23 protein-coding genes are annotated in these 25300 nt (G+C 55.7%); 8 read left to right on the top strand and 15 right to left on the bottom strand.

All coding sequences use genetic code 11. The features are described 5' to 3' along the window. Window position 1: 1 nt before the first annotated feature. The 5 genes from holA (at window position 2) to AOB54_02095 (ending at window position 4929) form a co-directional block, all read left to right on the top strand. Window positions 2-1033, top strand: a complete 1032-nt coding sequence (holA, locus tag AOB54_02115; protein WVN42199.1) for a DNA polymerase III subunit delta — start codon at window positions 2-4, stop codon at window positions 1031-1033. Between the two features lie 70 nt (window positions 1034-1103). Then, entirely contained in the window at window positions 1104-2396 is a 1293-nt protein-coding gene (locus AOB54_02110; GenBank protein ID WVN42198.1) for a glutamate-5-semialdehyde dehydrogenase, read from the top strand. A 3-nt stretch (window positions 2397-2399) separates the two neighbouring features. Next, a complete protein-coding gene (locus AOB54_02105; protein ID WVN42197.1) occupies window positions 2400-2822 on the top strand; it encodes a CopD family protein in 423 nt (140 codons plus the stop codon). Continuing rightward, window positions 2823-4208, top strand: coding sequence for a class I SAM-dependent RNA methyltransferase (locus AOB54_02100; GenBank protein ID WVN42196.1), 1386 nt, complete (start codon window positions 2823-2825; stop codon window positions 4206-4208). It abuts the gene before it with no gap. Between the two features lies 1 nt (window position 4209). After that, window positions 4210-4929 carry a YggS family pyridoxal phosphate-dependent enzyme gene (locus tag AOB54_02095; GenBank protein WVN42195.1) on the top strand — a complete coding sequence of 240 codons (720 nt, stop codon included), beginning with the start codon at window positions 4210-4212 and terminating at the stop codon, window positions 4927-4929. Window positions 4930-4936: 7 nt separating this feature from the next. On the opposite strand, the gene AOB54_02090 is transcribed toward AOB54_02095, so the two are convergent. Continuing rightward, entirely contained in the window at window positions 4937-5569 is a 633-nt protein-coding gene (locus AOB54_02090; protein ID WVN42194.1) for a nucleotidyltransferase domain-containing protein, read from the bottom strand. A gap of 190 nt (window positions 5570-5759) precedes the next feature. Next, a complete protein-coding gene (gene rpsT, locus AOB54_02085; protein WVN42193.1) occupies window positions 5760-6029 on the bottom strand; it encodes a 30S ribosomal protein S20 in 270 nt (89 codons plus the stop codon). 54 nt (window positions 6030-6083) lie between these two features. On the opposite strand from rpsT, the gene murJ reads away from it, so the two are divergent. Both murJ and proC read left to right on the top strand, forming a co-directional pair. Continuing rightward, entirely contained in the window at window positions 6084-7727 is a 1644-nt protein-coding gene (gene murJ / locus AOB54_02080) for a murein biosynthesis integral membrane protein MurJ (protein ID WVN42192.1), read from the top strand. After that, window positions 7724-8578, top strand: coding sequence for a pyrroline-5-carboxylate reductase (gene proC, locus AOB54_02075; GenBank protein WVN42191.1), 855 nt, complete (start codon window positions 7724-7726; stop codon window positions 8576-8578). Before murJ ends, proC begins: the two co-directional genes overlap by 4 nt. Before the next feature lie 49 nt (window positions 8579-8627). On the opposite strand, the gene AOB54_02070 is transcribed toward proC, so the two are convergent. From AOB54_02070 to gyrA, 13 genes are all read right to left on the bottom strand, one after another. Further along, on the bottom strand, window positions 8628-8948 hold the full coding sequence (locus AOB54_02070) for a transcriptional regulator (GenBank protein ID WVN42190.1): 321 nt from the start codon (window positions 8946-8948) through the stop codon (window positions 8628-8630). A 290-nt stretch (window positions 8949-9238) separates the two neighbouring features. Continuing rightward, window positions 9239-10129 carry a 4-hydroxybenzoate octaprenyltransferase gene (ubiA, locus tag AOB54_02065; protein WVN42189.1) on the bottom strand — a complete coding sequence of 297 codons (891 nt, stop codon included), beginning with the start codon at window positions 10127-10129 and terminating at the stop codon, window positions 9239-9241. Next, window positions 10101-11276, bottom strand: a complete 1176-nt coding sequence (gene rfaD / locus AOB54_02060) for an ADP-glyceromanno-heptose 6-epimerase (protein WVN42188.1) — start codon at window positions 11274-11276, stop codon at window positions 10101-10103. Before rfaD ends, ubiA begins: the two co-directional genes overlap by 29 nt. Window positions 11277-11278: 2 nt before the next feature. Next, entirely contained in the window at window positions 11279-12217 is a 939-nt protein-coding gene (rfaE1, locus tag AOB54_02055; GenBank protein ID WVN42187.1) for a D-glycero-beta-D-manno-heptose-7-phosphate kinase, read from the bottom strand. Beyond that, entirely contained in the window at window positions 12214-13125 is a 912-nt protein-coding gene (locus AOB54_02050) for a hypothetical protein (protein WVN42186.1), read from the bottom strand. The genes rfaE1 and AOB54_02050 overlap by 4 nt, the downstream gene beginning before the upstream one ends. Window positions 13126-13169: 44 nt before the next feature. After that, on the bottom strand, window positions 13170-13469 hold the full coding sequence (locus tag AOB54_02045; protein ID WVN42185.1) for an integration host factor subunit beta: 300 nt from the start codon (window positions 13467-13469) through the stop codon (window positions 13170-13172). Further along, entirely contained in the window at window positions 13469-15202 is a 1734-nt protein-coding gene (gene rpsA, locus AOB54_02040) for a 30S ribosomal protein S1 (protein ID WVN42184.1), read from the bottom strand. The genes AOB54_02045 and rpsA overlap by 1 nt, the downstream gene beginning before the upstream one ends. 78 nt (window positions 15203-15280) lie before the next feature. Beyond that, window positions 15281-17476 (bottom strand): 3-phosphoshikimate 1-carboxyvinyltransferase, encoded by a 2196-nt coding sequence (gene aroA / locus AOB54_02035; GenBank protein WVN42183.1) that lies wholly within the window; start codon window positions 17474-17476, stop codon window positions 15281-15283. Beyond that, window positions 17476-18429 carry a prephenate dehydrogenase gene (locus AOB54_02030; GenBank protein ID WVN42182.1) on the bottom strand — a complete coding sequence of 318 codons (954 nt, stop codon included), beginning with the start codon at window positions 18427-18429 and terminating at the stop codon, window positions 17476-17478. The genes aroA and AOB54_02030 overlap by 1 nt, the downstream gene beginning before the upstream one ends. Then, the gene (gene hisC / locus AOB54_02025; protein ID WVN42181.1) at window positions 18426-19628 is read right to left on the bottom strand and encodes a histidinol-phosphate transaminase; all 1203 of its coding nucleotides are present in this window, start codon (window positions 19626-19628) and stop codon (window positions 18426-18428) included. Before hisC ends, AOB54_02030 begins: the two co-directional genes overlap by 4 nt. Window positions 19629-19660: 32 nt before the next feature. After that, on the bottom strand, window positions 19661-20749 hold the full coding sequence (gene pheA / locus AOB54_02020; protein WVN42180.1) for a prephenate dehydratase: 1089 nt from the start codon (window positions 20747-20749) through the stop codon (window positions 19661-19663). Beyond that, window positions 20746-21888 (bottom strand): 3-phosphoserine/phosphohydroxythreonine transaminase, encoded by a 1143-nt coding sequence (serC, locus tag AOB54_02015; protein WVN42738.1) that lies wholly within the window; start codon window positions 21886-21888, stop codon window positions 20746-20748. The genes pheA and serC overlap by 4 nt, the downstream gene beginning before the upstream one ends. Further along, window positions 21869-24511 carry a DNA gyrase subunit A gene (gene gyrA / locus AOB54_02010; GenBank protein ID WVN42179.1) on the bottom strand — a complete coding sequence of 881 codons (2643 nt, stop codon included), beginning with the start codon at window positions 24509-24511 and terminating at the stop codon, window positions 21869-21871. Before gyrA ends, serC begins: the two co-directional genes overlap by 20 nt. 111 nt (window positions 24512-24622) lie before the next feature. Here gyrA and AOB54_02005 point away from each other — a divergent pair, with 111 nt between their 5' ends. Beyond that, window positions 24623-25273 carry an OmpA family protein gene (locus AOB54_02005; protein WVN42178.1) on the top strand — a complete coding sequence of 217 codons (651 nt, stop codon included), beginning with the start codon at window positions 24623-24625 and terminating at the stop codon, window positions 25271-25273. Window positions 25274-25300 lie beyond the last annotated feature (27 nt).

Raw genomic sequence — 25300 nt, 5'->3', positions numbered from 1 at the left:
CATGCAGGTCAAGCTCGATCTGCGTGCGGCCGATGGCATAAAAAAAATCATCCAGTCGGCAAGCGCCAAATCCACACCTACTGTCTGGGCAGTATCGGGCGACGACCCACTCTTAGTGGGCGAGGCGACTGACGGTCTGCGTCAACATTTCAAATCCATTGGCATTACCGAGCGCCAGGTCGAAGTGCCGGACCGCAGCTTTGATTGGAAGGGCTGGATCGCCGCAAGTGGCACGGGCTCTCTTTTTTCTGAACAGCGGCTAATGGACCTGCGGCTACCCACCGGCAAGCCAGGTACCGAGGGCAGCAAGGCCATTCAGACCTGGTGTGCCAACCCGCCTGCTGATGTCACCCTGCTCGTGTCCCTGCCACGGGCCGATCGGGCCATGATGGCCTCGTCTTGGTTCAATGCCCTGGATCAGGCCGGCACGGTGATCATCGTGCCCGAGCTCTACCGATCTGATCTGCCGGGTTGGCTGTCGCAGCGGCTGCGTAGCGTGGGCCTGACCGCCACGCCCGATGCCATTGCCTGGATCTGCGATCAGTGCGAAGGCAATCTGATTGCTGCCCACCAAGAGATTCTGAAACTCGCCCTGCATCACGAGAAAAAAGATGGAGCGCTGGATGTGGAAGACGTCAGGCAATTGATTGCTGATGTGGCCCGTTTTAACCCCTTTATATTGGGCGAAGCGCTGCTTGCCGGTGATCTGGCCCGGGCCATCCGTATTCTGCGGGGCTTAAAAGCCGAGGCCGAACCCATTCCTCTGGTGCTCTGGGCCGTATCCGAAGATTTACGCATGCTGGCCCGCACACAGCAGCTCATGGCCAACGGCCGCTCCGCCGATATGGCCCTGCGCGAGGCCCGTATCCCTCGGCATAAAGAGCGCCTGATCAGCAGTGCCTGCAGGCGGGCCAACCCGGCGAAGACCTGGCGGGCCCTGCGTCAGGCGGCAGAGGTCGATACAATCGTCAAAGGCCTGAAAAACGATGATCCCTGGGTTGCGTTGGAGCGCTTGGCCATTGAGTTTGCCTAAAGCGCTGTACCGCCCGTTTCACCGTTCGTTTTAGAAATTTATCCCCATCACTGGGAGTCACGGCAACATCATGTCCGATTCAAGTAATGCCATTCGTCAGCAGGTGGCTGATCTGGGCCAGCAGGCCCGCCTTGCCAGCCGGCAGATGGCGGCCTCCACAACGCGTCAAAAAAATGATGCGCTGGCCAAACTCGCCAATCTCATTGACCAAAACCGCGCCGTACTGGCCCAAGCCAATGCCAAAGATGTGGCCAAAGCGAAAGCCAATGGTGCCGATGCCGCCTTTGTTGATCGGCTGACACTAAGCGACAAAGCCGTTGCCACCATGATCGAGGGCATTCACCAGATCATTGCGCTGGCCGACCCGATTGGCGAGATCACGCAACTTCGTAAGCGGCCCACGGGTATTTCTGTCGGCCATATGCGGGTGCCCCTCGGCGTGATTGGCATCATTTATGAGTCGCGGCCCAATGTCACGATTGACGCAGCAGCACTGTGTATCAAAGCAGGCAATGCCACGGTGCTACGCGGCGGCTCAGAGGCCATTGAGAGCAATCGTTGCCTAGCCGAATTCATTCAGCAGGCACTGGCCGCGGCAGGTCTGCCCAAAACTGGCGTGCAGGTGATTCCGGTCACGGATCGCGAGGCGGTATCTGCCATGATCACCATGCCCCAATACATTGATGTGATCGTGCCGCGCGGTGGCAAATCATTAATTGAGCGTATTACCCAGGAAGCCAAGGTCCCCGTCATCAAACACTTAGATGGCATCTGCCATGTCTACATTGATGACGATGCTGATGTAGAAAAAGCCGTGCGTATTGCCGATAACGCCAAGACCCATCGCTACGGCACCTGCAACACCATGGAGACCCTCTTGGTCGCCGCATCGGCCGACCCACGGATTTTGTCCGAGTTGGTCGCGATTTATCGGGCCAAGGGTGTGGAACTTCGTGTCTGCGACAAGACCCGGGCTGCATTAAAGATTTTGGATCTTGATGGTGTGGACATCAAAGACGCAACGGAAGACGACTGGCATACCGAGTACTTAGCGCCAATTCTAGCGGTGCGCACTGTTACGGGTATGGAAGAAGCAATGGATCACATCAACCACTATGGCTCCCATCACACCGATGCCATCGTGACCGAAAATCACACCAATGCCATGCGGTTTTTACGCGATGTCGATTCCGCTTCCGTCATGATCAATGCCTCGACCCGATTCGCCGATGGCTTTGAATATGGCCTGGGTGCAGAGATCGGGATTAGCAACGACAAGATTCATGCCCGTGGCCCTGTGGGGCTCGAGGGCCTGACCACTTATAAGTGGGTGGTCTTGGGACAAGGCGAAGTCAGGGAGTAAGCAATGCTGTGGTGGAAATCGTTTCACATCATTATGGTGACCAGTTGGTTCGCAGGTCTGTTTTATCTGCCGCGAATTTTTGTGAACTTGGCCATGGTGCCGGATGGCGATGCCAACAAGGCCGAGCGTGATCGGCTCTTAATCATGTCTCACAAACTCTATCGGTTTGTCACCCCGATTGCGGTACTCACGATCATCTCTGGTCTGTGGCTGTGGCTGGGCTATGGCTTTGGTGGTGGCTGGATGCATGCCAAGCTTGCCTTTGTGATTGTGCTCATTGGCTATCACGTGATGTGCCACAACCGTTTGGAAGACTTTAAGCGTGGCCGCAATACGCATTCCCACGTCTGGTATCGCTGGTTTAATGAAGTGCCAGTGCTGCTGCTTACCGTTGTGGTGATTCTGGTTGTGGTGAAGCCCTTTTAAGTGAGCGACACCACTATTCGACTCAAGCCCCGGCCGCCAAAGGCGGCCGAGTCACCTGATAAGAAGCGGGGCAAAAGCCCCGCCGCCAAACGCTGGTCGGAAAAAACGGCATCACGTCTTTCCGGCTTTGCAGTCTGCCCGTCAGGCCTTGAAGATGCACTTACCGAGGAGCTGCAGGGCCTGCCCGGTTTTCAAGAGGTCATCAAAGGCCGTGGCGGTGCACGCTTCGTGGCGAGCGCAGAGGCGATTGCTCGGGCCAATATCTGGGCCCGTATTCCTACGCGGATTTTGATTGAAGTCGGTGGCGGTGCAATTCGTCAGCCCGACGATATCCGATTGATCGCGACCAAAATTCTCTGGGAAAACTGGTTCACGGTGAGTCAGACACTGCGTATTGATCTGGCAGTGGGCCGTGAGCCACGATTAGAAAAACCACTCGCTAGAAACTTTGCAACTCTTCTTGTGAAAGATGGCATCTGTGATCGTTTTCGTATCGCACGTGGTAAGCGGCCATCCATCGACACGACCCATCCCGATATTCGGGTCTGGGCCTTCATCGATCAAAACACGATCACAATTTATCTGGATACATCCGGCGAGCCGCTCTTTAAGCGCGGCTGGCGTCAGGCCAAAGGCGAGGCCCCACTGCGAGAAAACTTGGCTGCGGCATTAATTGCCATCAGTCAGTGGGACGGCCAATCCCCGGTAATGGATCCATTCTGTGGCAGTGGCACACTGCTGATTGAGGCCATGCAACGCGCATTAAAGCTGCCCCCTGGCTATACGCCCGGAGCACCAAGAAGCTTTGCCGCCGAGGGCTTTCACCCGACATCACCGATGGGCCAAGTCAATTGGCGGGCACTGCGGGCCGAAGCGAAAGAATCAATTGAGCGCACGATAGAAAATACAAAAGCCGGCGCCCATATCCCAAAGATGCAAGGCAGTGACATCGACTCACGCATGATGGCGCTTGCCCAACAAAATGCAGCACGTGCGCTACCGGAAGCTGCCGCGCAGGCCATTCATTGGAAGACCGCAGCCTTTCGTGACACCACTCCGATTGCCGATCACGGCATGCTGATCACTAACCCGCCTTACGGCAAACGCCTTGAACAAGACGGCCGCTTTCGGGCGCGGTCTGCGAATGACGAAGGCGGTGATGACTCGAGTGAAACAAGCACCGAGTCTAATGAATTTGAGCGCAGCCTTGCCGAGACTCTGAAGAAGAGTTACGCGGGCTGGCAGGCCTGGGTTCTATCTGACAATTTGAAATTAGAGACGGCCATGCGATTAAAGGCTGCACGGCGCGTGCCGGTATATAACGGCGATATCGAATGCCGGTGGGTCCGCTTCGATATGGTGGCTGGTTCTATGCGTGAGCAATAAGATGAGTTTTCCTGACCGCATTCGCAACATCCAACAACGTATTGGTCAAGCTTGCCAGCAGTTCGGCAAGGATCCTGCCCAGATCCGCTTGCTTGCTGTGAGCAAAACCTTTCCCGCATCTGCAGTCGAAGAGGTATTTGCTGCGGGTCTAACCGAATTCGGTGAAAACTATGTGCAAGAGGGTGTCGATAAGATCAACACACTGGCCAAATACCGCCAGCAAATGACTTGGCATTTTATTGGGCCGCTTCAGAGCAACAAGACCAAAGATGTGGCGGAGCATTTCGACTGGATGCATTCGGTGGACCGGGAAAAGATTGCCCGCCGCTTATCCGAGCAGCGCCCCGCCGACATGGCGCCATTACAAATCTGCCTGCAGATCAACACCAGCGGTGAAGCCAGTAAGAGTGGCGTAGACCCATCCGAAGCGATCGCCACAGCTCTAGCAATTGCAGGATTGCCGCGACTAACACTGCGCGGGCTAATGTCGATTCCAGAGCCCACCGACGACACGCAATTACAGCGCCAGCAATTCGCCGCACTCACCGCACTATTTCAAAAGATTAAGCAGCAGATTCCCCTTGAACAGCAACAGCACTTCAATGTGCTGTCGATGGGTATGTCCAGTGATTTGGAGTCTGCCGTGGCTGAATCAATTCCAGAAGCCACGACCATAGTGCGAATTGGAACAGCGCTATTTGGTGTGCGCGAGAAGAAGTAATCTACCCTCAAAAACTAAGATTACTTCCAATAACCCAGATCTTGGGTTGCTCGAGTACGCGTGTCACAAAAGAGTTCTTTTCTTTCACTCGCTGCTTTAAGTCGGTTGGCGTATAAATCGTCGTATTAATCGTACGGCCCAGGTTTACCTCAGCCTCCATCAGCTGAGTCATAAGATCCGGATAGGTAAGCGTTTTACTTACAATAAGTAGATCAATATCGCTTGCTGCACTATCGGTACCTTTCGCAACCGAACCAAAAAGAAACGCGCACTCAATCGATGTGCCAAAAGAAATTAAGGCATGCCGTATTGGCTCTACGAGACCAAAGGTCTTCCGAACGATCTGCCTTAGTTCCTCAAATATTGGGGATTCCGAGTTCGCTTGAAAATGACGCTGATTGCCTATTCTTTTTGAATTAACCAATCCGCTCTCGGTTAATCGTTTGAGTTCCCGCTGAACCGCTCCCGATCCAGATGCAGTCAATTTGATAAGTTCATTTGCAAAAAAAGAACGCTCAGGCTGACCAAACAACAAAGCGAGTAGCCGCTGCTGGGTGCTCGTAAACAATGCATCACCAAGGCCGATATTGAGACGCTCGGTCGAAGACGAGTCGGAAGTATTTGTACCCATAATGGGCATGATAATGCCTATTATGGGTACGTCAAGGCCTGCGTCGTTCTGAGTTCAAAAACAATTCGCGCAGGAATCAGCGGAATGAGACAAAAAACCCGACTAAACATCAGTCGGGTTCTTGTTGGGCCAGCGCATATGACATGCGGCGGGCCAGGCTATATTTAGTCAGCGCACAGCACTAACCAACATGCTGAATTTAGCTGGCAGCTACTGCCTTTACAGCGGCGGCCAAGCGGCTCTTATGGCGAGCCGCCTTGTTCTTGTGAACGATTTTCTTGTCAGCAATGCGATCAATCACGCTGGTTGCGGCGCGGTATGCTTCAGCAGCAGCTTTTGCATCACCAGTAACCACTGCCTTGCGGACAGACTTCACTGCGGTACGGTAAGCCGAACGCAGGCCTGCGTTAAGCAGACGACGCGCTGCAGCTTGACGGGCGCTCTTACGCGCGGAGGCTGAATTTGCCATGGATTCGGAATTCCTATTGTTCTCGGGGAAAAGCCCTAAACTATAGCGCCGATCATGAATCTGCTCAAGACCGCCGCCACGATTAGTGGGCTGACCCTACTGTCCCGTATTACGGGATTGGCCCGGGAGACCCTGACTGCCGCCTATTTCGGGGCGGGAAGCCAGACGGACGCCTTTTTTGTGGCCTTCCGGCTGCCCAATCTACTGCGCCGACTCTTCGCCGAAGGGGCCTTTTCCCAGGCCTTTGTGCCCGTTTTGGGCCAGATCAAGGCCCAACAGGGCGATGGCCCTGCCCTGCGGCTCGCCCGGCATGCGGCGCTCGTTATGGCCGCCGCCCTGGCCCTGGTCTGCCTGGTCGCCATTATCGGCGCCCCGATCCTGGTCTGGCTGATGTCTGGCGGCTTTGCGGGGGACCAGGCGACCTTTGACCTCACCGTGGTACTCACCCGCTGGATGTTCCCTTACATCCTGATGATTTCTCTGGTGGCCCTAGCATCGGGCCTGCTCAATACCTGGTCGGAATTTAAGGCCCCGGCCTTTGCCCCGGTGCTTCTCAACCTGTCGTTTATCGGCTGCGCAGTGTTGCTTTCACCCCACTTAGCCCAGCCGATCTGGGCTTTGGCCATCGCCGTGGTTCTGGGGGGTATCGCCCAGCTGGCCCTAATGGCCTGGGCGATTCGAAGAACGCTTCGTAAGACGCAAGCGATGTCGACCTCCGGCACCACGAGCACGAGTGCCGATACGAGTCCAACTGCGAGCACGACATTGAGCGTCGGCACGACAACCAGTAACAATGACTGGTCACTCAAGGCCGCATGGCGTGACCCAAATGTTCGACGTGTGCTGACCCTCATGGTGCCGGCAACACTCGCCGTCTCCGTTGCCCAAGTGAGTCTCATCATCAACACCCATATCGCGGCACGCTTAGAAAGCGGCAGTGTGTCGTGGCTCTCGTACGCAGACCGTTTGATGGAGTTTCCAACGGCATTGCTGGGCGTAGCGCTTGGTACGGTGCTGCTGCCGAGTCTGAGTAAGGCCAACGGCGAGAAGAACATGGAACGCGTCAACGCACTCATTGACTGGGGCCTGCGTTTGGTCGCGCTCCTTGCGATTCCCGCAGCCGTTGGTCTTGCCGTGCTTGCCATTCCCCTTGGGGCGGCACTTTTTCATTACGGAAAGTTTGATCATCAAGATTTGCTCATGACGTCGCAGGCCATGGTGGCCTATTCCGTCGGGCTTGTTGGCTTAATCGCCATCAAAGTCTTGGCACCCGGCTTTTACGCCCAACAAAACATCAAGACCCCTGTGAAGATCGCCATCTTCACCCTGGTCTTAACCCAGCTCTTGAACTTGGTTTTTGTGCCTATGTTTGCCCATGCAGGCTTGGCTTTAGCAACAAGTCTTGCGGCCTGTGCCAATGCCACACTGCTCTATCTGGGTCTGCGTAGACGTGGCATTTACACGCCAGGCGCCGGATGGTTTGGCTTTCTTGTGAAGATCAAAGTCAGCGCCGTGGTGATGGGGGCTGCCATTGCAGTCATTGCCCTGGAATTGGACTGGGCCGCCCTTGCCAACACGCCGCTCGTTCGCATCATTTGGCTTGGCATCATCTTGGTAATCGCTGCTGGCGTATATTTCTCATGTCTTCGTATCTTGGGTGTGCGCTGGACCATGTTTTTGAAAAAGGATCTCTCATGAATCTTTTGTTTGTTGGCGGCGGCAACATGGCAACCGCATTAATCGGTGGCCTGCTCGAGAGCAAATCGCCGCTGCAGCGGCTTCATGTGATTGATCTCAACCCAGCTGCACAAGAAAAACTGTTGTCGCGTTTTAGTGCAGATATTCGAGCCAATGGCGTGGACTTCTCAATCGACACCCGCACTTGCCCGGCGAGTTTTTCAGCAGATGCAGCGAACACCTGGGTCGTCTTGGCTGTTAAACCGCAGCACATGAAAGAAGCGATTGAGCAGGCCACACCAGAACTTAAAAGTTTGCTGCAGCAGTCGCTTCTGTTGTCGATTGCTGCCGGTATTTCAATTGATTCGATAAGCCGCTGGTGTGGCAACGCTCGGGTAGTCCGCGCCATGCCCAATACGCCCGCCTTAATTTCACTAGGTATCACAGGCCTCTTTGCTGCCCCCACCGTTTCTGCACCGGCCCGTGCACAAGCAGAGCAACTGATGAATGCCGTCGGTAAATCAGTCTGGATTGAACGTGAAGATCTGATGGATGCGGTTACTGCGCTATCAGGCTCTGGCCCAGCCTATGTGTTTCGGTTTGTCGAGGCGCTCACTGCTGCCGGCGAACACCTTGGCTTATCTAGCGCGCAGTCCGCAGAGCTTGCCATCGAGACCCTGAAAGGTGCGGTCGCACTTTTGGAATCTTCTGGCGAGCCGCCTGCGCTGCTGCGAGAAAAAGTCACATCGAAGGGTGGCACGACCGCTGCTGCATTAGCGAGTCTGGATCGTGATCAGTTCCTGGCCATCATCGAGCGTGCCCTGGTCGCTGCCCGTGATCGTGGTGCGGAGATGTCGCGGGAATTTAAGTGATGGTGTGGGCGGTGGGTATGGGGGCGGGGAATAATCGCTTAGATAACGACTATACCGCTACGACCCTGGTACGAATTTCAACATGAAGCTGTTTCTGAATCGCAGCAAAAATCGTTGATAGGTTAGTCATAGTTGGGTTACCGTGCACTGATAACATGCGGTGAAGACTTTTCACCGGCTTATCGATCTGCTGGGCAAGCATTTCAAAACCCAGCGTGGCATTCACCAAGTCGCGCAGAAGAAGCTTGGCAGTCTCTGGCTCTCCATTCACGAATAGAGTGACTGCTTCGTCCAGCATCGCTTCAGCAAACCTTGGGTCGCTCTGTATGCGTGCCGCTACTGTCTCTTTGAAGTTTTTTGTGAGTGCCATGGCTACTAACTTGTCCTTGCCTTTCGGCGCTTATGCTCTTCCCACCGATCAACCGCCAAATCAATGTCTTGCTGCTGCCGTTTCTTCGTCCCACCAACGCGCGTCAACTCTTTGAGCACATAGCCCGTAGAAATTATTGGTATCATAAACGTTACTATTTGGGTGGTCAACTGGCTCCTGAGTCTTTTGATACGAGAGAAGGAGCAGCTAATCGCCGCATGTTTTGCGGTGATTAGCCCCATTATTCGCCGCAGAATATGCGGCGAATAGCCATCCAAACGGACTAGGGTCTAGAGCCCCACCTGAATCGCAATCGCGACAAAGAACGGCATGCCAATGTAGTTATTGGCCCGAAAGACTGCAAAGCAATCGTCCCGATCGCGGCTGCGAATTCTGAGCGTGAATAGCGCACAAAGCACCGCGGTAATGCCCCAGCCCGCCCAATAGACCCAATGGGTGCCAGATGCGCCGGGCAATGACTGACCCACGATAAACATGCACCACATGAAGATCGCATAACAAATGCCAACGGCCAGCACATCGAAGCGGCCAAAGGTAATCGCGCTGCTACGAATTCCAATCTTCACATCATCATCACGGTCGACCATGGCATACGCCGTGTCATAGGCAATGGTCCAAAAGAAATTACCAATAAACATCATCCAGGCCACCGCGGGCACCTGGCCCTGAGTGTCGGCAAAGGCCATGGGAATACCAAAGCCAAAGGCCACACCCAGCATGGCTTGGGGCATGGCAAAAAATCGTTTGAAGTAGGGATAGACGGCGGCCACGAACACCGCCGTAAAGGCATACTGAACGGCTAAATCATTTAAGAAAAGCAGCAATAACGCAGAAGCGCCCAGCAGCACCAGAGCTACGCTCACTGCCTCCCAAAGATAGACCTTGCCGCTGGCCAAGACCCGCTCACGGGTGCGCTTGACCTTGTCATCAAATTTGCGATCCGCAATATCGTTTAGAACGCAACCTGCCGAGCGCATGAGAAACGTGCCCAGTACAAACACAATCAAGCGGGGCAGATCCGGAAAGCCGCCAGCCGCTAACCACAGGGCCCAAAGCGTTGGCCATAGCAGCAGCAGTGTCCCGATCGGTTTATCGACCCGGGCCAGCCGTGCATAGAGACCTAATCGGTATTTAAGAAGCGGTAAGGCGAGCGTTGACATACCGGCTCACACCCTCTTGTACCGTTAAAAACTTCTGCTTATAGCCCGCTGCACGCAATCGGGTGAGATCGGCTTGCGTGTGGCTCTGATACTTACCCTTTAACGCATCCGGAAACGGGATATAGCGAATCTTTTCTTCGCGAACCAGCTCTTCGACCGACTTCTTGTTAAAGCCCGCCTTCTGCGCACCGGCTTTTGCCTTAGTTGCTGCACTTACCGTGGTTACCGCGCTCGCTTTGCTCGTCTTACTTACTTTCGTTGCGGCAGCCTTATTCGAGGTGCTCGCCTTTGCCTCTTCAATCGTGTTGATCACGGCCTGGGCGACTTCATTAAACGTCTGCGCACGGCCCGTACCCAGATTGAAAATGCCGCTGGCGCTCTCACCCGCCAATGCTTTATTTAAAAAGTGCATATTGACCTTGACCACATCTTCCACCGACACAAAGTCACGCTCTTGTTGGCCGGCCTTCCAGCCGTCGTGGCCCTCGAAGAGTTTGACATGGCCCTCGGCCAGGTATTGATTGAAATGATGAAAGGCAACGGAGGCCATACGGCCCTTGTGCTGTTCACCGGGGCCATAGACATTGAAATAACGAAAACCCACCACGGGTGCGCTCAAATTTGGCATGCCGCCATCGAGGCCGGGGTGCAAGAGTGACCGCACGACCTGGTCAAACAAAAACTTGGAATAACCGTAGACGTTTAATGGGCCCTCGGCAGCCCGCTCTTCACGAAAGAGTGTCTTCGCGCCATAGACTGCTGCGGATGATGCATACAGAAACGGAATACGGTGCCGCTGGGCAAAGGCCAACAAAATGCGCGAGTACTGATAGTTGTTGTCCATCATGTAGCGGCCATCGGTCTCCATGGTGTCGGAGCAGGCGCCCTGATGAAGAATGGCTGTAATGCCGTGCGACTTCTTGCCCTTGGATTTGCCGGATGACTTTCCAAAGACACCGGACTCGACCATATCTAGAAAATCATCTTTGTCGATGTAATCCGCAATATCGCAGTCGACCAGGTTTTTAAATTTATCGGCATCGGTCAGATCGTCCACCGCAATGATTTGGTTCTCGCCCGCCTGGTTCAGTGCCGCCACTAGATTACTGCCGATAAAGCCGGCTGCGCCGGTCACAATAATTGTCATGCTCAACCTTCCGAAAATAATTCTTCTGCCGTCACCGTAGCGGTTCCCAGCTTACCCACCACGATGCCGCCTGCGCGGTTAGCCAGTTCCATGGCCGATGTAATCGATTCACCTGAGGCCAGCATCACAGCTAGCGTGCCAATCACTGTATCGCCTGCGCCACTGACATCGAAGACCTCGCGGGCGTGGGCCGCCACATGAATCTCAGCGGGCTTACCCGACATCTCGGTATACAGACTCATACCCTCTTCTGAACGGGTCACTAGCAAATGCTGCAGATCTAGTGAAGAACGCAGATGGTGGGCCCGATGGGTCATATCCGCTTCGGACTTCCACTTGCCCACCACTTGGGCGAACTCTGATCGGTTGGGTGTCAGGATCGTGGCGCCACGATAACGCTCGTAATCGTCACCCTTGGGGTCAACCAAGGTCATCACACCGTGGGCCTTGGCCGCACGAATCATGTCGTGGATATGCAAAAGACCACCCTTGCCGTAATCAGACAACACCACCGCCTGAATCCCAGGCAGCAGTGATTTGAATTGGTCTAGCTTTTCAACCAGCACTTCGTGATCGGGCACCGACTCAAAGTCTGCGCGAAGCAGCTGCTGCTGCCTTCCAATCACGCGAAGCTTCACAGTAGTTTTGGCATGAGCATCATCAAAAACATGATCTTCAATGCCCGACTGGGCAATAAGTTTATGAACGCTGACACCAGCCTCGTCTTGGCCAACCACGCCCATCAATAAAGAAGTTGCGCCAAGGGCGGCGATATTACGGGCCACGTTGGCGGCACCGCCTAAACGCTCATCCGAGTCTTGCACGCGCACAACAGGCACGGGGGCCTCGGGCGAGATGCGCTCCACGTCGCCAAACCAATAGCGATCGAGCATGACATCGCCCACCACCAACACCCGTACGTTTTGGAAATTTCTGGTCATTTTGTGGCCTCAAAACTATCCCAATGATGACATCCCGGGCACTGCCAATACAGTGTTTTCGAACGAAATCCACACACGGTGCAGGCACGAACCGCAGGCGGCGGTGCAGCATCACCGGCAGCCGCAGCCCCAGACGCGTCAGCGCCTGCCACAGAAGTAACGCCAGAAGCGAGCACACCAGATCCCGCCAACTGCGCCCGCATCATGGCCACCCGCTTGGCAGGTCCTGGAGCAGCAAAGGTATCGGCCTGGGTCAAATAGCCCAGAGCGGCCTGCGTGTCATTCTTAATCACGGCCAGTGCCGCGAGTTCACAATAAAAGTGGCCCATTAGCTGCTCATAGCCATGGTCACCAAAGGTGGCACCGGCCTGGTGCGCCTCTTTGGCCCAATGAATGGCCTGCTGCCAATCACGTGTGCGTTGTGCGGTCTGAAGCAGCATCAGCCGCGCCTCATTCACACGATCTTTAAAAATTGCAGCCTGCTCGCCCGTGGCGACATGATTTAAAAAATCTTCCAATACGCTATTCGCGCGATCAAATAAACCCGCGGCCAAATAATCACGGGCAAGATCCAGCACCAGGTCCACACGATCGGCCATGGTGAGCTCGGGGTGGCGAAGGGCAGCCTCGTGGACTTCAATGGCGCGATCGGTCAGGCCACGCTGGCGATAGAGATTGCCCACGGCACGGTGCAATTCCATGGCGTCGGGCTGGGAGCGTGCCGCTGATAACAATGCATCGGTTGCCTTTGCAGCGTCACCGGCCAAGACGAGCGACATGGCCTTCAGAATATCTTTGGGAACATGACGGCTTTCGCGGCGCTGCTGGCCACGATCAAAACGGGCAGCAGCCCAGCCCAATGCAAATACCACTGGCAGGGCTAACAACCAGGCGAGATTAATTTCCAAACGGGGTCTCCATTGCCGGGGTCGTCACCGGATGGGCGATGCGATTAGGGGTTGGGAAAATCTACGCGTTCACGCAGATCTTTGCCTGGCTTAAAGTGCGGCACGCGTTTTTCTGGAACACGGACCTGGGCGCCTGACTTGGGATTGCGACCCACACGGGCAGGCCGATACGACAGAGAAAATGTACCAAAACCGCGGATCTCAATACGATGGCGGTGGCCCAAGGCCTCGGCCATCGCATCAAGAAGTGTCTTGACTGCAAACTCGCAATCACGCGTGGCAAGCGGTGTGCCCCGCTGATTCAATCGCTCGGCAAGCCGAGCGATCAATTCAGACTTGGTCATTACTCTTTAGACTGCTGGTCATCCAACTTGGCACGCAGCAATGCGCCCAGGCTGGTGGTACCGGCGGTGCCAGCTGTTTCAGCGGCCATCTTCTGCATCGTTTCTGCGGTCTCAGCCGAATCCTTGGCCTTGATCGACAGATTGATGGTGCGGGTCTTGCGATCCAGGTTCACGATCATGGCTTCAACGGTGTCGCCTTCAGCCATCACCTTGGTCGCATCTTCCACGCGATCACGCGAAATCTCAGAGGCACGCAGATAGCCCTCAACATCGGTATCCAGTGTGATCACGGCGCCCTTGGCATCCACAGTCTTCACGGTGCCCTTGACGATCGAGCCCTTATCAAAGCGCGATGCGAAGGAAGTGAAGGGGTCTCCATCCAGCTGCTTCACGCCAAGCGAGATACGCTCACGCTCAACATCAATGGCGAGCACCACGGCTTCGAGTTCGTCACCCTTTTTGAAGTTACGAACCGCTTCTTCACCGGTCTCGGTCCACGACAAGTCGGACAGATGCACCAGACCATCGATGTTGCCGGGCAGACCAATAAAGACACCAAAGTCGGTGATCGACTTGATCTGGCCTTTGACCTTGTCACCCTTGTTGTGGGTGGATTCAAATTCCTGCCATGGGTTCGCGCGGCACTGCTTCATGCCCAACGAAATACGACGGCGCTCGCCATCAATTTCCAGAACCATGACTTCCACTTCGTCGCCAACCTGAACCACCTTGCCGGGGTTCACGTTCTTGTTGGTCCAATCCATTTCAGAGACGTGGACCAGGCCTTCGATGCCGGGCTCGATCTCAACGAATGCACCGTAGTCGGTGATGTTGGTGACCTTGCCGAACATGCGGGTGCCCTGTGGGTAACGACGGCCAATGCCGTCCCATGGATCATCGCCAAGCTGTTTGACGCCAAGCGATACGCGGTTCTTATCTTGGTCGTAACGCAGCACACGTGCGGTGACTTCCTGGCCAACCGTCAGCACTTCAGACGGGTGACGGACACGACGCCATGCCATATCGGTGATGTGCAGCAGGCCATCAATGCCGCCCAGATCAATAAATGCACCGTAGTCGGTGATGTTCTTCACAACGCCGGTGACCGTGGAGCCCTCTTTCAGGTTTTCCATCAGCTTGGCGCGGTCTTCACCCATCGAGGCTTCAACAATTGCGCGACGCGATACGACCACGTTGTTGCGCTTGCGATCCAGCTTGATCACTTTGAAGTCGAGCGTCTTGCCCTCGATATGGGATGTGTCTTTGATCGGACGTGTGTCCACCAAGGAACCTGGCAAGAATGCGCGGATGCCATTGGTCATCACGGTCAGGCCACCCTTGACCTTGCCGGTCACGGTACCAATCACGGTCTCACCGCTCTCGAGTGCCTGCTCAAGGCTCACCCATGCGGCTAAGCGCTTAGCACGGTCACGCGACAGACGGGTCTCGCCACGGCCATCTTCCAAGGCTTCGATGGCCACCGAGACGAAATCGCCTTCTTTGACATCGAGCACACCTTGGTCGTTTAAGAATTCTTCTAAGGGGATGAAGCTCTCGGATTTCAATCCGGCATTCACCACCACATGGTTTTGGTCAATGCGCAGAACTTCTGCGGTGATGACCTCTCCAGCGCGCATTTCCTGGCGGGAGATGGACTCTGCAAACATTGCGGCAAAAGAGTTGGGTGCAGCGTTTTTAGCGATATCGCTAAGGTTGTTAAGTTGTTGGGACATTAAAAGAAAGTTTCCGACGAAAAGTCATAAGCACACCATCACAAGGGACGGCGGAGTTAAACAAAAAAGTGCAGAGAGTTAAGTCAGCTGGCCAGTGAGTCTCACTGAGACGTCATGCCATGCATTCACTACCGTTTGCACCACCTGGTCTATCGAGAGATCGGTGGAATCCAACACCACCGCCCCGGCTGCCGGTTTAAGTGGTGCGACGGCCCGGGACGCATCCCGCGCATCTCGCGCCTCTAAATCGGCCGAAAGGTCGTCAAGATTACAAGAAAAACCCTTATCAATCAATTGCTTATAGCGTCTTTCCGCCCTCACCCGGGCGGTCGCCGTTAAAAAGACCTTGAGCCGTGCCCCAGGGAAGACCACAGAACCCATGTCCCGTCCATCAGCCACCAGGCCAGGTAGACGGGCAAAATCCCGTTGACGCAACAGCAACGCCGCCCGAACGGCGGGGTAGACCGCAATCTTCGAGGCCAGCACGCCCACCTCTTCGGCCCGAATGGCGTGGCTCACATTGACGCCATCCAACAGAATCGTCTGGCCAAGAAACTCCAAATCCATCTCTGTTGCCATAGAAGCGAGTGCTTGCTCATCCGTGTCATCGATACCGTTTTGCTGGGCGGCCAAGGCCGTGATGCGGTACAGCGCCCCACTATCCAAGTAGCCAAAGCCAAGCTCGGCAGCGACCAGGCTGGCAATCGTCCCTTTACCCGATGCCGTTGGGCCATCAATGGCCAGCACGGGCACCGCCTGGGCGCAGAGGTCGGAAAAGACATCGAAGAATCGGGGGAAGGTCTTGGCCACGCAGCCAGGATCCGCAATCTTGACCGGCGCATTGGCAAAGCTGGCCAGAGCAAAACTCATGGCCACCCGATGGTCGTCATAGGTCTCAATGGTGGCGGGTTTGAGTTGGGCCGCCGGATGAATCCGAACCCAGTCATTGCCGTATTCCACGGTCACGCCCAGCTTTTTGCATTCACTGGCCATCGCCAGAATGCGATCGGTCTCTTTGACCCGCCAGGAACCGATATTGCGAAGCAGGGTTGGCCCCTTCGCGTACATGGCGCAGGCGACCAGGGTCATGGCGGCATCGGGGATTGCATTGCAGTCGATATCAATGCCCTGCAGGTGGTGGGACATGGCCGCGTCACTACCCGAACTGTCCGCAGAAGCAGAAACACCAGCAGCGTCATCGACATAGACTGAGCCCCCGGCGAGGGAACCTAACGACGATGCACATTCAATCCAGTCCGGGCCCCAGGTGATTTTGGCACCCATCTGCTCCAAGGCATCCGCAAAGCGGACATCGCCCTGCACACTTTCCGAGCCCACACCAATCACGCGGACTGGCCCATGGCCAATGGCACCAGCGGCCAAGAAATAAGACGCTGACGATGCATCCCCTTCAACCTTTAGCGAGCCAGGGGAAGTGAGCGCAGCAGGTACGACTCGATAGGCAATCGGATCGCTACGGATCTGCGCCACATCGACACCAAAACGTTTCATCACGGCGCGGGTAATTTCAATATACGGCTTGCTGATTAACTCACCTTCGACTTGCAAGGTGACGCTGCCGCCCAACTGGGAAGCCAAGAGCGGCGCGGCCTGCAGCAATCCCGTTAGATATTGGCTGGAAGTCGAACCCTTGACCGTAATCGTTGCCGTATTCGTAAGTGGCACACCAGTAATGCGAAGTGGCGGATAGCCTTCTGCCCCCAGGTAATCAATCTTCCCGCCAATCGCGCGCAGGCCATCGACCAAGTCCGCAATCGGCCGCTCATGCATACGGGGCACACCACTGATTTCAACGCAGCCACCGGTCTTGGCAAAGGACGCCACGATCGCGGGAACCAGTGTGCGAATGGTGAGACCAGAGTTACCGATAAAGAGTTTGAGTGGTGACTCCGCGCTGCCGGTAATCGGAAATACACCGTTGCAGCCCGTGATGGTGACATCTAAGCCGCCAGCGGAATCGATCGTGTTTGTCGCGCTCGAAGTGTTGGTCGCAAGATCAGATGCGAAAATGCTGGATGACGAACTATTGGACGCCGTCGATGACGTGGGCGTAATTGAGACGCCCAGCTTACGCAATGAATCCATCATCACCTGGGTGTCATCGGAATCTAGCAGCGCGGTGAGTCGTGTTGTACCCTGACTCAGCGCTGCGAGTAACAACATCCGGTTAGAAATACTCTTGCTGCCAGGCAGCACCACTTCACCACAGGCCCCCTTGCGGGGCGTCAACACAATCGTCTTGGGGTAGAGCATTACGACTGAAAACCCTTTCGCCATTGGCTGGCTTTGGATAACAACTCAATCAATAGTTCGCGATCGCCGCGGGCTAGCGCCTGCTGCATTTCTTGCAGCTGCAGCGACCACTGTGACCAGGCAGCCAAGAGTTCTTCTTGGTTGTCTAGAAAAATATCTGCCCAGAGTTCGGGGGACGATGCCGCAATACGCGTGGTGTCACGCAGACCACCCCCATGCAGGGCCTGGGCCGCACCCGCAAGTGGTGTCTGGGCCAATGCGCCCGCCAATGAATAGGCCAGCACATGTGGAAGATGACTGATCGCGGCCAACAGTGCATCGTGATCGCCAATAGGCAGCGGGCTGGGCTGCCCGCCGAGCGCTAGCCAAAACGATTCGACCTGATCAACAGCATCATCAGTTGATGCTGGCATGCGGCTAATTAACACACGCGCACCCTGCACTAAATTTGGATTGGCGTCCCGTGCGCCCTGCTTTTCCGAGCCCGCCATGGGGTGAGACGCGACGAATTTCGGTGCGAGTGTGCTGAGCTGTTTGGCTGCCGCAATAACACCATTTTTGGTACTGCCGATGTCGGTGATCCAGGCAATGCATGATTTGTCGGCGAGTGATTCGAGCTCGGCAAAGATTGCGGCATAAGTCTTCACTGGAGAGGCCAACAGCACAGCGCACTTTGTGCTCGATGAACTGGCGCTAGCTACTGACGCTGCAGAAAACGGTGCGGCTGATGATGTTGACGACGCTACAGCGCCAAGCCCATTAGCCAATGCAGCGGTCACACTATCTGCAACCCCATCAATGAACCCCGTCGCCTTGGCATTCGCGGCCTCTTTGGGGTCCACACCAATCACTTCTTTTGCCAGACCAGCGGCCTTGGCCGCAGCGGCAATTGATGCGCCCATAAAGCCGGTGCCCACCACCACTAGACGATCGAGTGGCTGGGCAGTGGTCATGATTGCGCCTTGATACTCGCGTTAGTTCCAGCGCCCACAACCGACTGATCCGTCTTGGCACCATTCGTCTTGCCGAGCGACAACGTGGGCAGCACCCGTTTCATGGCATCAATACAGGCCTGGTTCTCTTCGCGTGTGCCGACCGAGATCCGAAGCCACTGCGGCAAATCGTAGTTCGCCACTGGCCGTGTAATCACGCCCTGCGCCAAGAGTGCTTTGAAGAGTTGCATGCCAGCGTCTGCCGCATCGCCCACTTTAACCAACAAGAAGTTACCCCAAGACGGTACGTAACTTAGACCCATCTCGTTCATCGCAGCGATCAATTGCGCCAAGCCCTGATCATTCACGCGCCGCGATTCGGCCAGGAATGCATCGTCAAACAATGCAGCCGCAGCGGCGGCCTGAGCCAGAGAATTGACGTTAAAGGGCTGACGAATTCGGTTTAACAAATCCGTTACAGCCGGTTGGGCCACACCAAAGCCAATCCGCAGGCCCGCTAACCCATATGCCTTGGAGAATGAGCGCGACACCAACAGATTGGGAAACTTCGCCACCCACTCAAGGGCGTTATAGCGGTCGGTGTCTGACAAGTATTCCGTGTAGGCCTCATCCAAAACCACGAGCAAGTGCTTGGGTACGCTCTCAATAAACGCGAGCAACTCAGGCGCGGGCACAAAAGTGCCTGTTGGGTTATTCGGGTTGGCGATCCAGACAATGCCAGTGCGGTCATCAATAGCGGCACGCAGTGCGGCCATGTCGTACTTCAAGCCGTCAGTAACTGGAACGACGACCGACTTCGCACCCGTAGCTTGCGTGGCCAAGGCGTAGACTGCAAACGAATGTTGGCTATAAACCGATGTGCGGTCGGGCTGCAAAAACGCGTGGGCGGCCAATTCCAGAATGTCGTTGCTACCATTGCCCAGCGTGATCCAGTCATGGGGCACGCCAAAACGCTTGGCAATTGCGGCTTTTAATTCAAAGCCATTGCCATCCGGGTAGCGGCCCAGATCTCCAGCAACATTCAGCATCGCCTCTTTGGCCTTGGGGCTCATGCCCAAGGGGTTTTCGTTGGAGGCCAACTTCACAATATCGGATTCCGCAAAGCCAAATTCGCGGGCGATTTCCGAGATCGGCCGGCCGCCCTGATAGGGCGCAATGCCGCGAATGTACTCCGGCGCTGCAGCAGTTGGACTAGTCACTGTCTGATTCAAAATTTATAACCTGCGGTCTTTTATTTGGTCGTTAACCGATCAAAAAGCGGATAGGAACCCAAATCTTTAAAAAACGCGGCCCGCTCACGAATCTCTGCCAATGCCAGCGCTACATTCGAATCTTTACGGTGGCCCACCAGGTCTACATAGAAATAATATTCCCAGCTGCCTTGGCGGGCGGGGCGTGATTCAAACCGTTTCATCGACACACCGTGGCGTGCCAAGGGCTCAATCAACGACACCATGGCGCCCGCACGATCGGGCACCGACAAAATCAGCGATGTCTGGTCCACACCGCAGGCATCGGGCGTGAAGTCGCCAATTGCGGCAAAACGAGTGCGATTATTGGGATCGTCTTCAATGCGCTCGGCCACCGACTGCAGGCCATAGTGGGCAGCCGCCGTCTGGCCAGCAATCGCGGCAATCGATGCATCTTTGGATGCCATCTCAGCGGCATGGCCATTGCTCGCCACCGGCAGTCGAGCGACACCGGGGAAATGCTCATCTAACCAGTGCTGGCACTGCCCCAGGGCCTGGGGGTGGGCCGCAATGGTCTTGATCGCATCCCGCTTGCCGTCTTTTTGTAGCAGGCTATGGTGAATCGGTAGAGAAATCTCTGCAGAAATCTTGAGTGGTGTGCGCAGCAGAATATCGAGCGTGCGGCCCACGGTGCCCTCGGTCGAGTTCTCCACGGGCAACAAAGCACAGTCCACACTACCGGCTTCGGCTTCACGAGTGGCTTCTTCCAACGTAGAACACGGCACCATCTGCACACGGTGGCCAAAGAGTGTGCGCACCGCCTGCTCGCTATAGGTGCCAGCGGGGCCAAGATAAGACACCCGCATCTCGCGCTCAAGGGCACGGCAGCCCGAAATAATTTCTAACCAAATGGTGGCAATCGATGCAGGCGAAAGCGGACCAGGGTTCGCGGCGACCATACGCTCGATGATGGCCACTTCACGCTCAGGCCGGAAGACCGGTGCATTGACCAAATGTTTGCGGCGGCCAACTTCCTGAACAATGCCCGCGCGCTTGGCGAGAAGCTTGATCAGCTCATCATCAAGATCGTCAATCTGCTTACGAAAGCCTTGGAGCTCTTCAGGCGTCATGCGTGTTCCTTTTCAAACTCCGTCATCCAGGCAACGAGTGCCTGCACACCCTCAATCGGCATGGCGTTATAGATGCTGGCACGAAGTCCACCCACGGCCTTATGGCCCTTTAAGCTCAACAAGCCGCGCGCCTGGGCACCTTTTAAGAAGGGCTCATAGAGCCGATCATCGGGCAGATAAAACGGCACGTTCATATACGAGCGCGCGGCCTTCACCACACGGGTCTGATAAAACTTGGATTGATCTAAAAAGCCGTAGAGCAGCTTTGCTTTGGCATCATTCTTTGCGGCCAAGGCTTCCACTCCGCCCTGGGCATCAATCCACTCCAAGAGCAACCCGGTCAGATAGATCGCAAACGTTGGGGGGGTGTTGAACATGGAATCGTTGTCCAAGACCTTGCGGTAATCAAAGACCGTGGGGCAGCCCGGCTGGGGCTTGGGCACGCGGCTACGAATCAACTCTTCATCAAAAATCACAAAGGTCAAACCAGCAATCCCTAAGTTCTTTTGTGCACCGCCATAGGCCAGCGCAAACTTCGACATGTCGATGGGCCGTGACAGCACATGGGAAGACATATCCACCACCAGCGGCACATCGCCCGCACCCAGTGCCTGCATATCCGGCCAGTCCCAATACTCCACACCGCCAATGGTTTCATTGCCGCAGATGTGCAGGTAAGAACTATCGGGCCGAACACGCCACTTGGAAAATGATGGAATAAAGGTAAACGGGTGACCTGCGCCCTGGTCACTGCCTGCCGCGATATCTTCAGCACTTGCTGCCAAATGCACATCGCCATACTGACGCGCTTCATTGATCGACTTCGTCGACCAGTGGCCGGTGTTGACATAGTCGGCCTTACGATTGGCACCCAAAATGTTCAGTGGCACCAGGGCATTCTGGGCAGTCGCCCCGCCCTGCATGAAGATGATTTTGTAGTGCTCGGGTAGCTTTAGCAGCCGCCGAAAGTCCGCAACGATCTTCTCGAAAATACCCAGGTACACCGGGCCACGGTGGGACATCTCCATGACCGACATGCCCGAGTTATTCCAGTTGAGCATCTCATCGGCAGCGCGCTTTAAGACTGACTCCGGCAACGTAGCCGGGCCAGCCGCAAAGTTATACGGACGCATCTGAATCCTGACCCTCAGCTGCTGCGCTACCCAAATCCGATGCGGCGCTTGGATTCACATCATCCGCCGTATCACCCTCTGGCACATCACTTTCTAAAATCCGCTGCAATCCCGCCAACAGACTACCGTCATCCACGGCCATCAGTGTCACACCCTGTGTGGCACGGCCCATCTCGCGAACCTCGGAAACACGGGTGCGGACCAACACGCCCTTATCGGTAATCAGCATGATCTCGTCATTGGCATCCACTAAAACTGCACCCACGACCTTGCCATTACGCTCAGTGGTTTGAATGGCGATCATGCCCTTGGTACCACGGCCATGGCGGGTGTATTCCGCAATTGGGGTGCGCTTACCAAATCCGTTTTCAGTGGCCGTTAGCACCGACTGCGTCTCGCTTTCGGCAACGAGCATGGCAATCACACGCTGGCCGTCTTCTAAGTTCATGCCACGCACGCCACGTGCCTCTCGGCCCATGGGCCGAACATCGGCTTCATCGAAACGCACGGCCTTTCCAGCGTCAGAGAACAGCATCACATCGTGCTGGCCATCGGTAATCGCAGCGCCAATCAAATGGTCGCCCTCATCCAAACTCACGGCGATGATGCCGCGCTTCATGGGCCGCGAGAAATTCGCCAACGGCGTTTTCTTCACGGTACCCAATGATGTCGCCATAAACACGTAGCGGTTCTCATCAAACTGCTTAACCGGCAGCACCACAGTGATTTTCTCGTTGGGCTCGAGCGGCCAGACATTGACCAATGGCTTGCCGCGGGATGTACGGCTACCCTGCGGGACTTCCCAAACTTTCAACCAATAAACACGGCCGCGATCAGAGAACGCCAAGATCATGTCGTGGGTGTTGGCGATAAAGAGCTGGTCAATCCAATCGTCTTCTTTGGTTGCAGCGGCCTGCTTGCCACGACCACCACGGCGCTGTGCGCGATATTCCGATAGCGGCTGGCTCTTGATATAGCCCGTGTGCGAGAGTGTGACTACCATTTCTTGCGGGGTGATCAGGTCTTCGGTCTGCAACTCTTCCGCATTGACCTCGATCACGCTTCGGCGGGCATCGCCAAACTCTTGGCGAATGGCAATCAACTCATCCGAAATGATTTGCTTGATGCGCTCAGGTCTGGCCAAGATATCGAGCAGATCGGCAATCTTCTCGATGACTTCTTTGTATTCCTGAACGATCTTGTCTTGCTCTAAGCCTGTTAAACGCTGCAGACGCATCTGCAGGATTTCGCTGGCTTGAATGTCGGACAATTTATAGCCATCGTTCTTAAGACCAAACTCTTCGCCAATGCCCTCAGGCCTAAAGGCTTCCGAGATCGTGGCGGTGGTGGCACGGGCCAACAACTCTTTCACGAGTGTGGCCTGCCAGGTGCGGGCCATCAACTCTCGTTTGGCCACGACTGGCGTGGGCGAACCCTTAATCAGCGCAATCATCTCGTCCATGTTAGACACGGCAACCGCCAAGCCTTCCAAGATGTGGCCGCGATCACGAGCCTTGCGCAGCTCGAACACGGTGCGGCGGGTGACCACTTCGCGGCGGTGATCGATAAAGGCCGCCAGCATCTGCTTTAAGTTCAGCGTGCGCGGCTGGCCATCCACCAAGGCCACCATGTTCATGCCAAAGGTGTCTTGCAGCTGGGTGTTCTTGTACAGATTGTTCAGCACCACTTCGGGCACTTCGCCGCGCTTTAATTCAATCACCACCCGCATGCCAGATTTGTCGGATTCATCCCGAATATCCGAGATGCCCTCGATCCGCTTTTCATTGACATGCTCAGCAATCCGCTCGAGCAGATTGCGTTTGTTCACCTGGTACGGCAGCTCATCAATGATGATGGCCTGGCGTGCACCCTTATCAATGTCTTCAAAGTGGGTCTTGGCCCGCATGACCACACGGCCACGGCCAGTGCGATAGCCCTCGCGCACCCCGCTTAAGCCATAAATAATGCCGGCGGTGGGGAAGTCTGGCGCCGGGATCAGATCGATCAACTCATCGACCGTGATCTCTGGGTTTTCCAAGACCTTTAAGCAGCCCTCGATTACTTCCGACAGGTTGTGCGGCGGGATATTGGTGGCCATGCCCACGGCAATGCCAGACGACCCGTTAATCAACAGGTTCGGCAGGCGCGCCGGCATGATCAGCGGCTCTTTTTCACTGCCGTCGTAGTTGGGGCCAAAGTCAACCGTCTCTTTGTCCAGGTCTTCCAGCAGCGAATGGGCAATCTTGGAAAGACGGATTTCCGTGTACCGCATGGCGGCGGCGTTATCGCCGTCCACCGAGCCAAAGTTGCCCTGGCCGTCGACCAGCATGTAGCGCAGGGAAAAGTCCTGGGCCATACGGACAATCGTGTCGTAGACCGCAGAATCCCCGTGCGGGTGGTATTTACCGATCACATCACCCACGATACGTGCAGATTTCTTATAGGCCCGGTTCCAATCGTTGTTAAGCTCATGCATGGCATAAAGCACACGTCGGTGGACTGGCTTTAGGCCATCGCGAACGTCCGGGAGGGCTCGCCCCACGATCACGCTCATGGCGTAATCCAGGTACGAGCGGCGCATTTCCTGTTCCAGGCTAACTGGCAGGGTCTCTTTGGCGAAGGATTCCATCGCGCGATTTTACCTTTTTAATTCCACCGACTTGTGGCACCATTTGTAACCCTGTACGGCGCGCTGTCTGGTGTTCGTGCGGTCCTTAACACTAAGAATAGGGAGATCCAAATGTTTAAAACTTTGTTTTCCGGACTGCTCTCCGCAGCCGTTCTTTCGACCACGGTTCTGGTTGCTGCGCCCGCCGCTGCTCAGGCGCCGGCCCAGGCCAATGGCTATGTCCAGTCCCTGGGTGGCACGGTAAAAAGCGGCTTTGGTCTGTGCTGGCGCACGGGCTACTGGACACCCCAGATGGCCACCGCCGAGTGCGACCCTGACTTGGTACCCAAGGCCGCCGCTGCACCCGCCCCTGCGGCTGCAGGCGCTGCCGCTCGGACACCCGCAGCCCCACCCAAGCCCGTCGTTGAAAAAGTGACGCTCAAGGGCGACACCCTGTTTGATTTCGACAAATCCGTTGTGAAGCCCGAAGGTAAGGTCGTTTTGGACCGCCTGGCTGCCCAGGCCAAGGAATTGAACCTGGAAGTCATCGTGGCCGTTGGCCATGCCGACTGGGTTGGCACCGATGCCTACAACCAGAAACTGTCTGAGCGCCGTGCTGCGGCTGTAAAAGCCTATCTGGTGAGCCAGGGCATTGCCGCTAACCGCATCCACACCGAGGGCAAGGGCGAGAGCCAGCCTGTTGCGGATAACAAGACCAAAGAAGGCCGCGCCAAGAACCGTCGCGTGGAAGTCGAAGTGGTCGGCACCCGTAACGTGAAATAAGCCAGTTAGTCTTTAACCCAGGGGGCT

The organism is beta proteobacterium MWH-UniP1 (assembly GCA_036362785.1).
Classification (GTDB): Bacteria; Pseudomonadota; Gammaproteobacteria; order Burkholderiales; family Burkholderiaceae_A; genus Lacustribacter.
The sequence above is the reverse complement of the archived record's forward strand: the minus strand, read 5'-3'. Positions and strand labels throughout refer to the sequence as shown.

What these genes read in the sequence shown, in the direction of transcription:
- pheA (WVN42180.1), bottom strand. Translation starts at nt 20,749, where the DNA reads ATGACGCCTGAAGAGCTCCAAGGCTTTCGTAAGCAGATTGACGATCTT.
- rfaE1 (WVN42187.1), bottom strand. Translation starts at nt 12,217, where the DNA reads ATGACCAGAAATTTCCAAAACGTACGGGTGTTGGTGGTGGGCGATGTC.
- gyrA (WVN42179.1), bottom strand. Translation starts at nt 24,511, where the DNA reads ATGGAATCCTTCGCCAAAGAGACCCTGCCAGTTAGCCTGGAACAGGAA.
- AOB54_02095 (WVN42195.1), top strand. Translation starts at nt 4,210, where the DNA reads ATGAGTTTTCCTGACCGCATTCGCAACATCCAACAACGTATTGGTCAA.
- AOB54_02090 (WVN42194.1), bottom strand. Translation starts at nt 5,569, where the DNA reads ATGCCCATTATGGGTACAAATACTTCCGACTCGTCTTCGACCGAGCGT.
- rpsT (WVN42193.1), bottom strand. Translation starts at nt 6,029, where the DNA reads ATGGCAAATTCAGCCTCCGCGCGTAAGAGCGCCCGTCAAGCTGCAGCG.
- holA (WVN42199.1), top strand. Translation starts at nt 2, where the DNA reads ATGCAGGTCAAGCTCGATCTGCGTGCGGCCGATGGCATAAAAAAAATC.
- rpsA (WVN42184.1), bottom strand. Translation starts at nt 15,202, where the DNA reads ATGTCCCAACAACTTAACAACCTTAGCGATATCGCTAAAAACGCTGCA.
- rfaD (WVN42188.1), bottom strand. Translation starts at nt 11,276, where the DNA reads ATGACAATTATTGTGACCGGCGCAGCCGGCTTTATCGGCAGTAATCTA.
- aroA (WVN42183.1), bottom strand. Translation starts at nt 17,476, where the DNA reads ATGCTCTACCCCAAGACGATTGTGTTGACGCCCCGCAAGGGGGCCTGT.
- AOB54_02005 (WVN42178.1), top strand. Translation starts at nt 24,623, where the DNA reads ATGTTTAAAACTTTGTTTTCCGGACTGCTCTCCGCAGCCGTTCTTTCG.
- AOB54_02030 (WVN42182.1), bottom strand. Translation starts at nt 18,429, where the DNA reads ATGACCACTGCCCAGCCACTCGATCGTCTAGTGGTGGTGGGCACCGGC.
- ubiA (WVN42189.1), bottom strand. Translation starts at nt 10,129, where the DNA reads ATGTCAACGCTCGCCTTACCGCTTCTTAAATACCGATTAGGTCTCTAT.
- AOB54_02110 (WVN42198.1), top strand. Translation starts at nt 1,104, where the DNA reads ATGTCCGATTCAAGTAATGCCATTCGTCAGCAGGTGGCTGATCTGGGC.
- AOB54_02070 (WVN42190.1), bottom strand. Translation starts at nt 8,948, where the DNA reads ATGGCACTCACAAAAAACTTCAAAGAGACAGTAGCGGCACGCATACAG.
- proC (WVN42191.1), top strand. Translation starts at nt 7,724, where the DNA reads ATGAATCTTTTGTTTGTTGGCGGCGGCAACATGGCAACCGCATTAATC.
- AOB54_02045 (WVN42185.1), bottom strand. Translation starts at nt 13,469, where the DNA reads ATGACCAAGTCTGAATTGATCGCTCGGCTTGCCGAGCGATTGAATCAG.
- AOB54_02105 (WVN42197.1), top strand. Translation starts at nt 2,400, where the DNA reads ATGCTGTGGTGGAAATCGTTTCACATCATTATGGTGACCAGTTGGTTC.
- murJ (WVN42192.1), top strand. Translation starts at nt 6,084, where the DNA reads ATGAATCTGCTCAAGACCGCCGCCACGATTAGTGGGCTGACCCTACTG.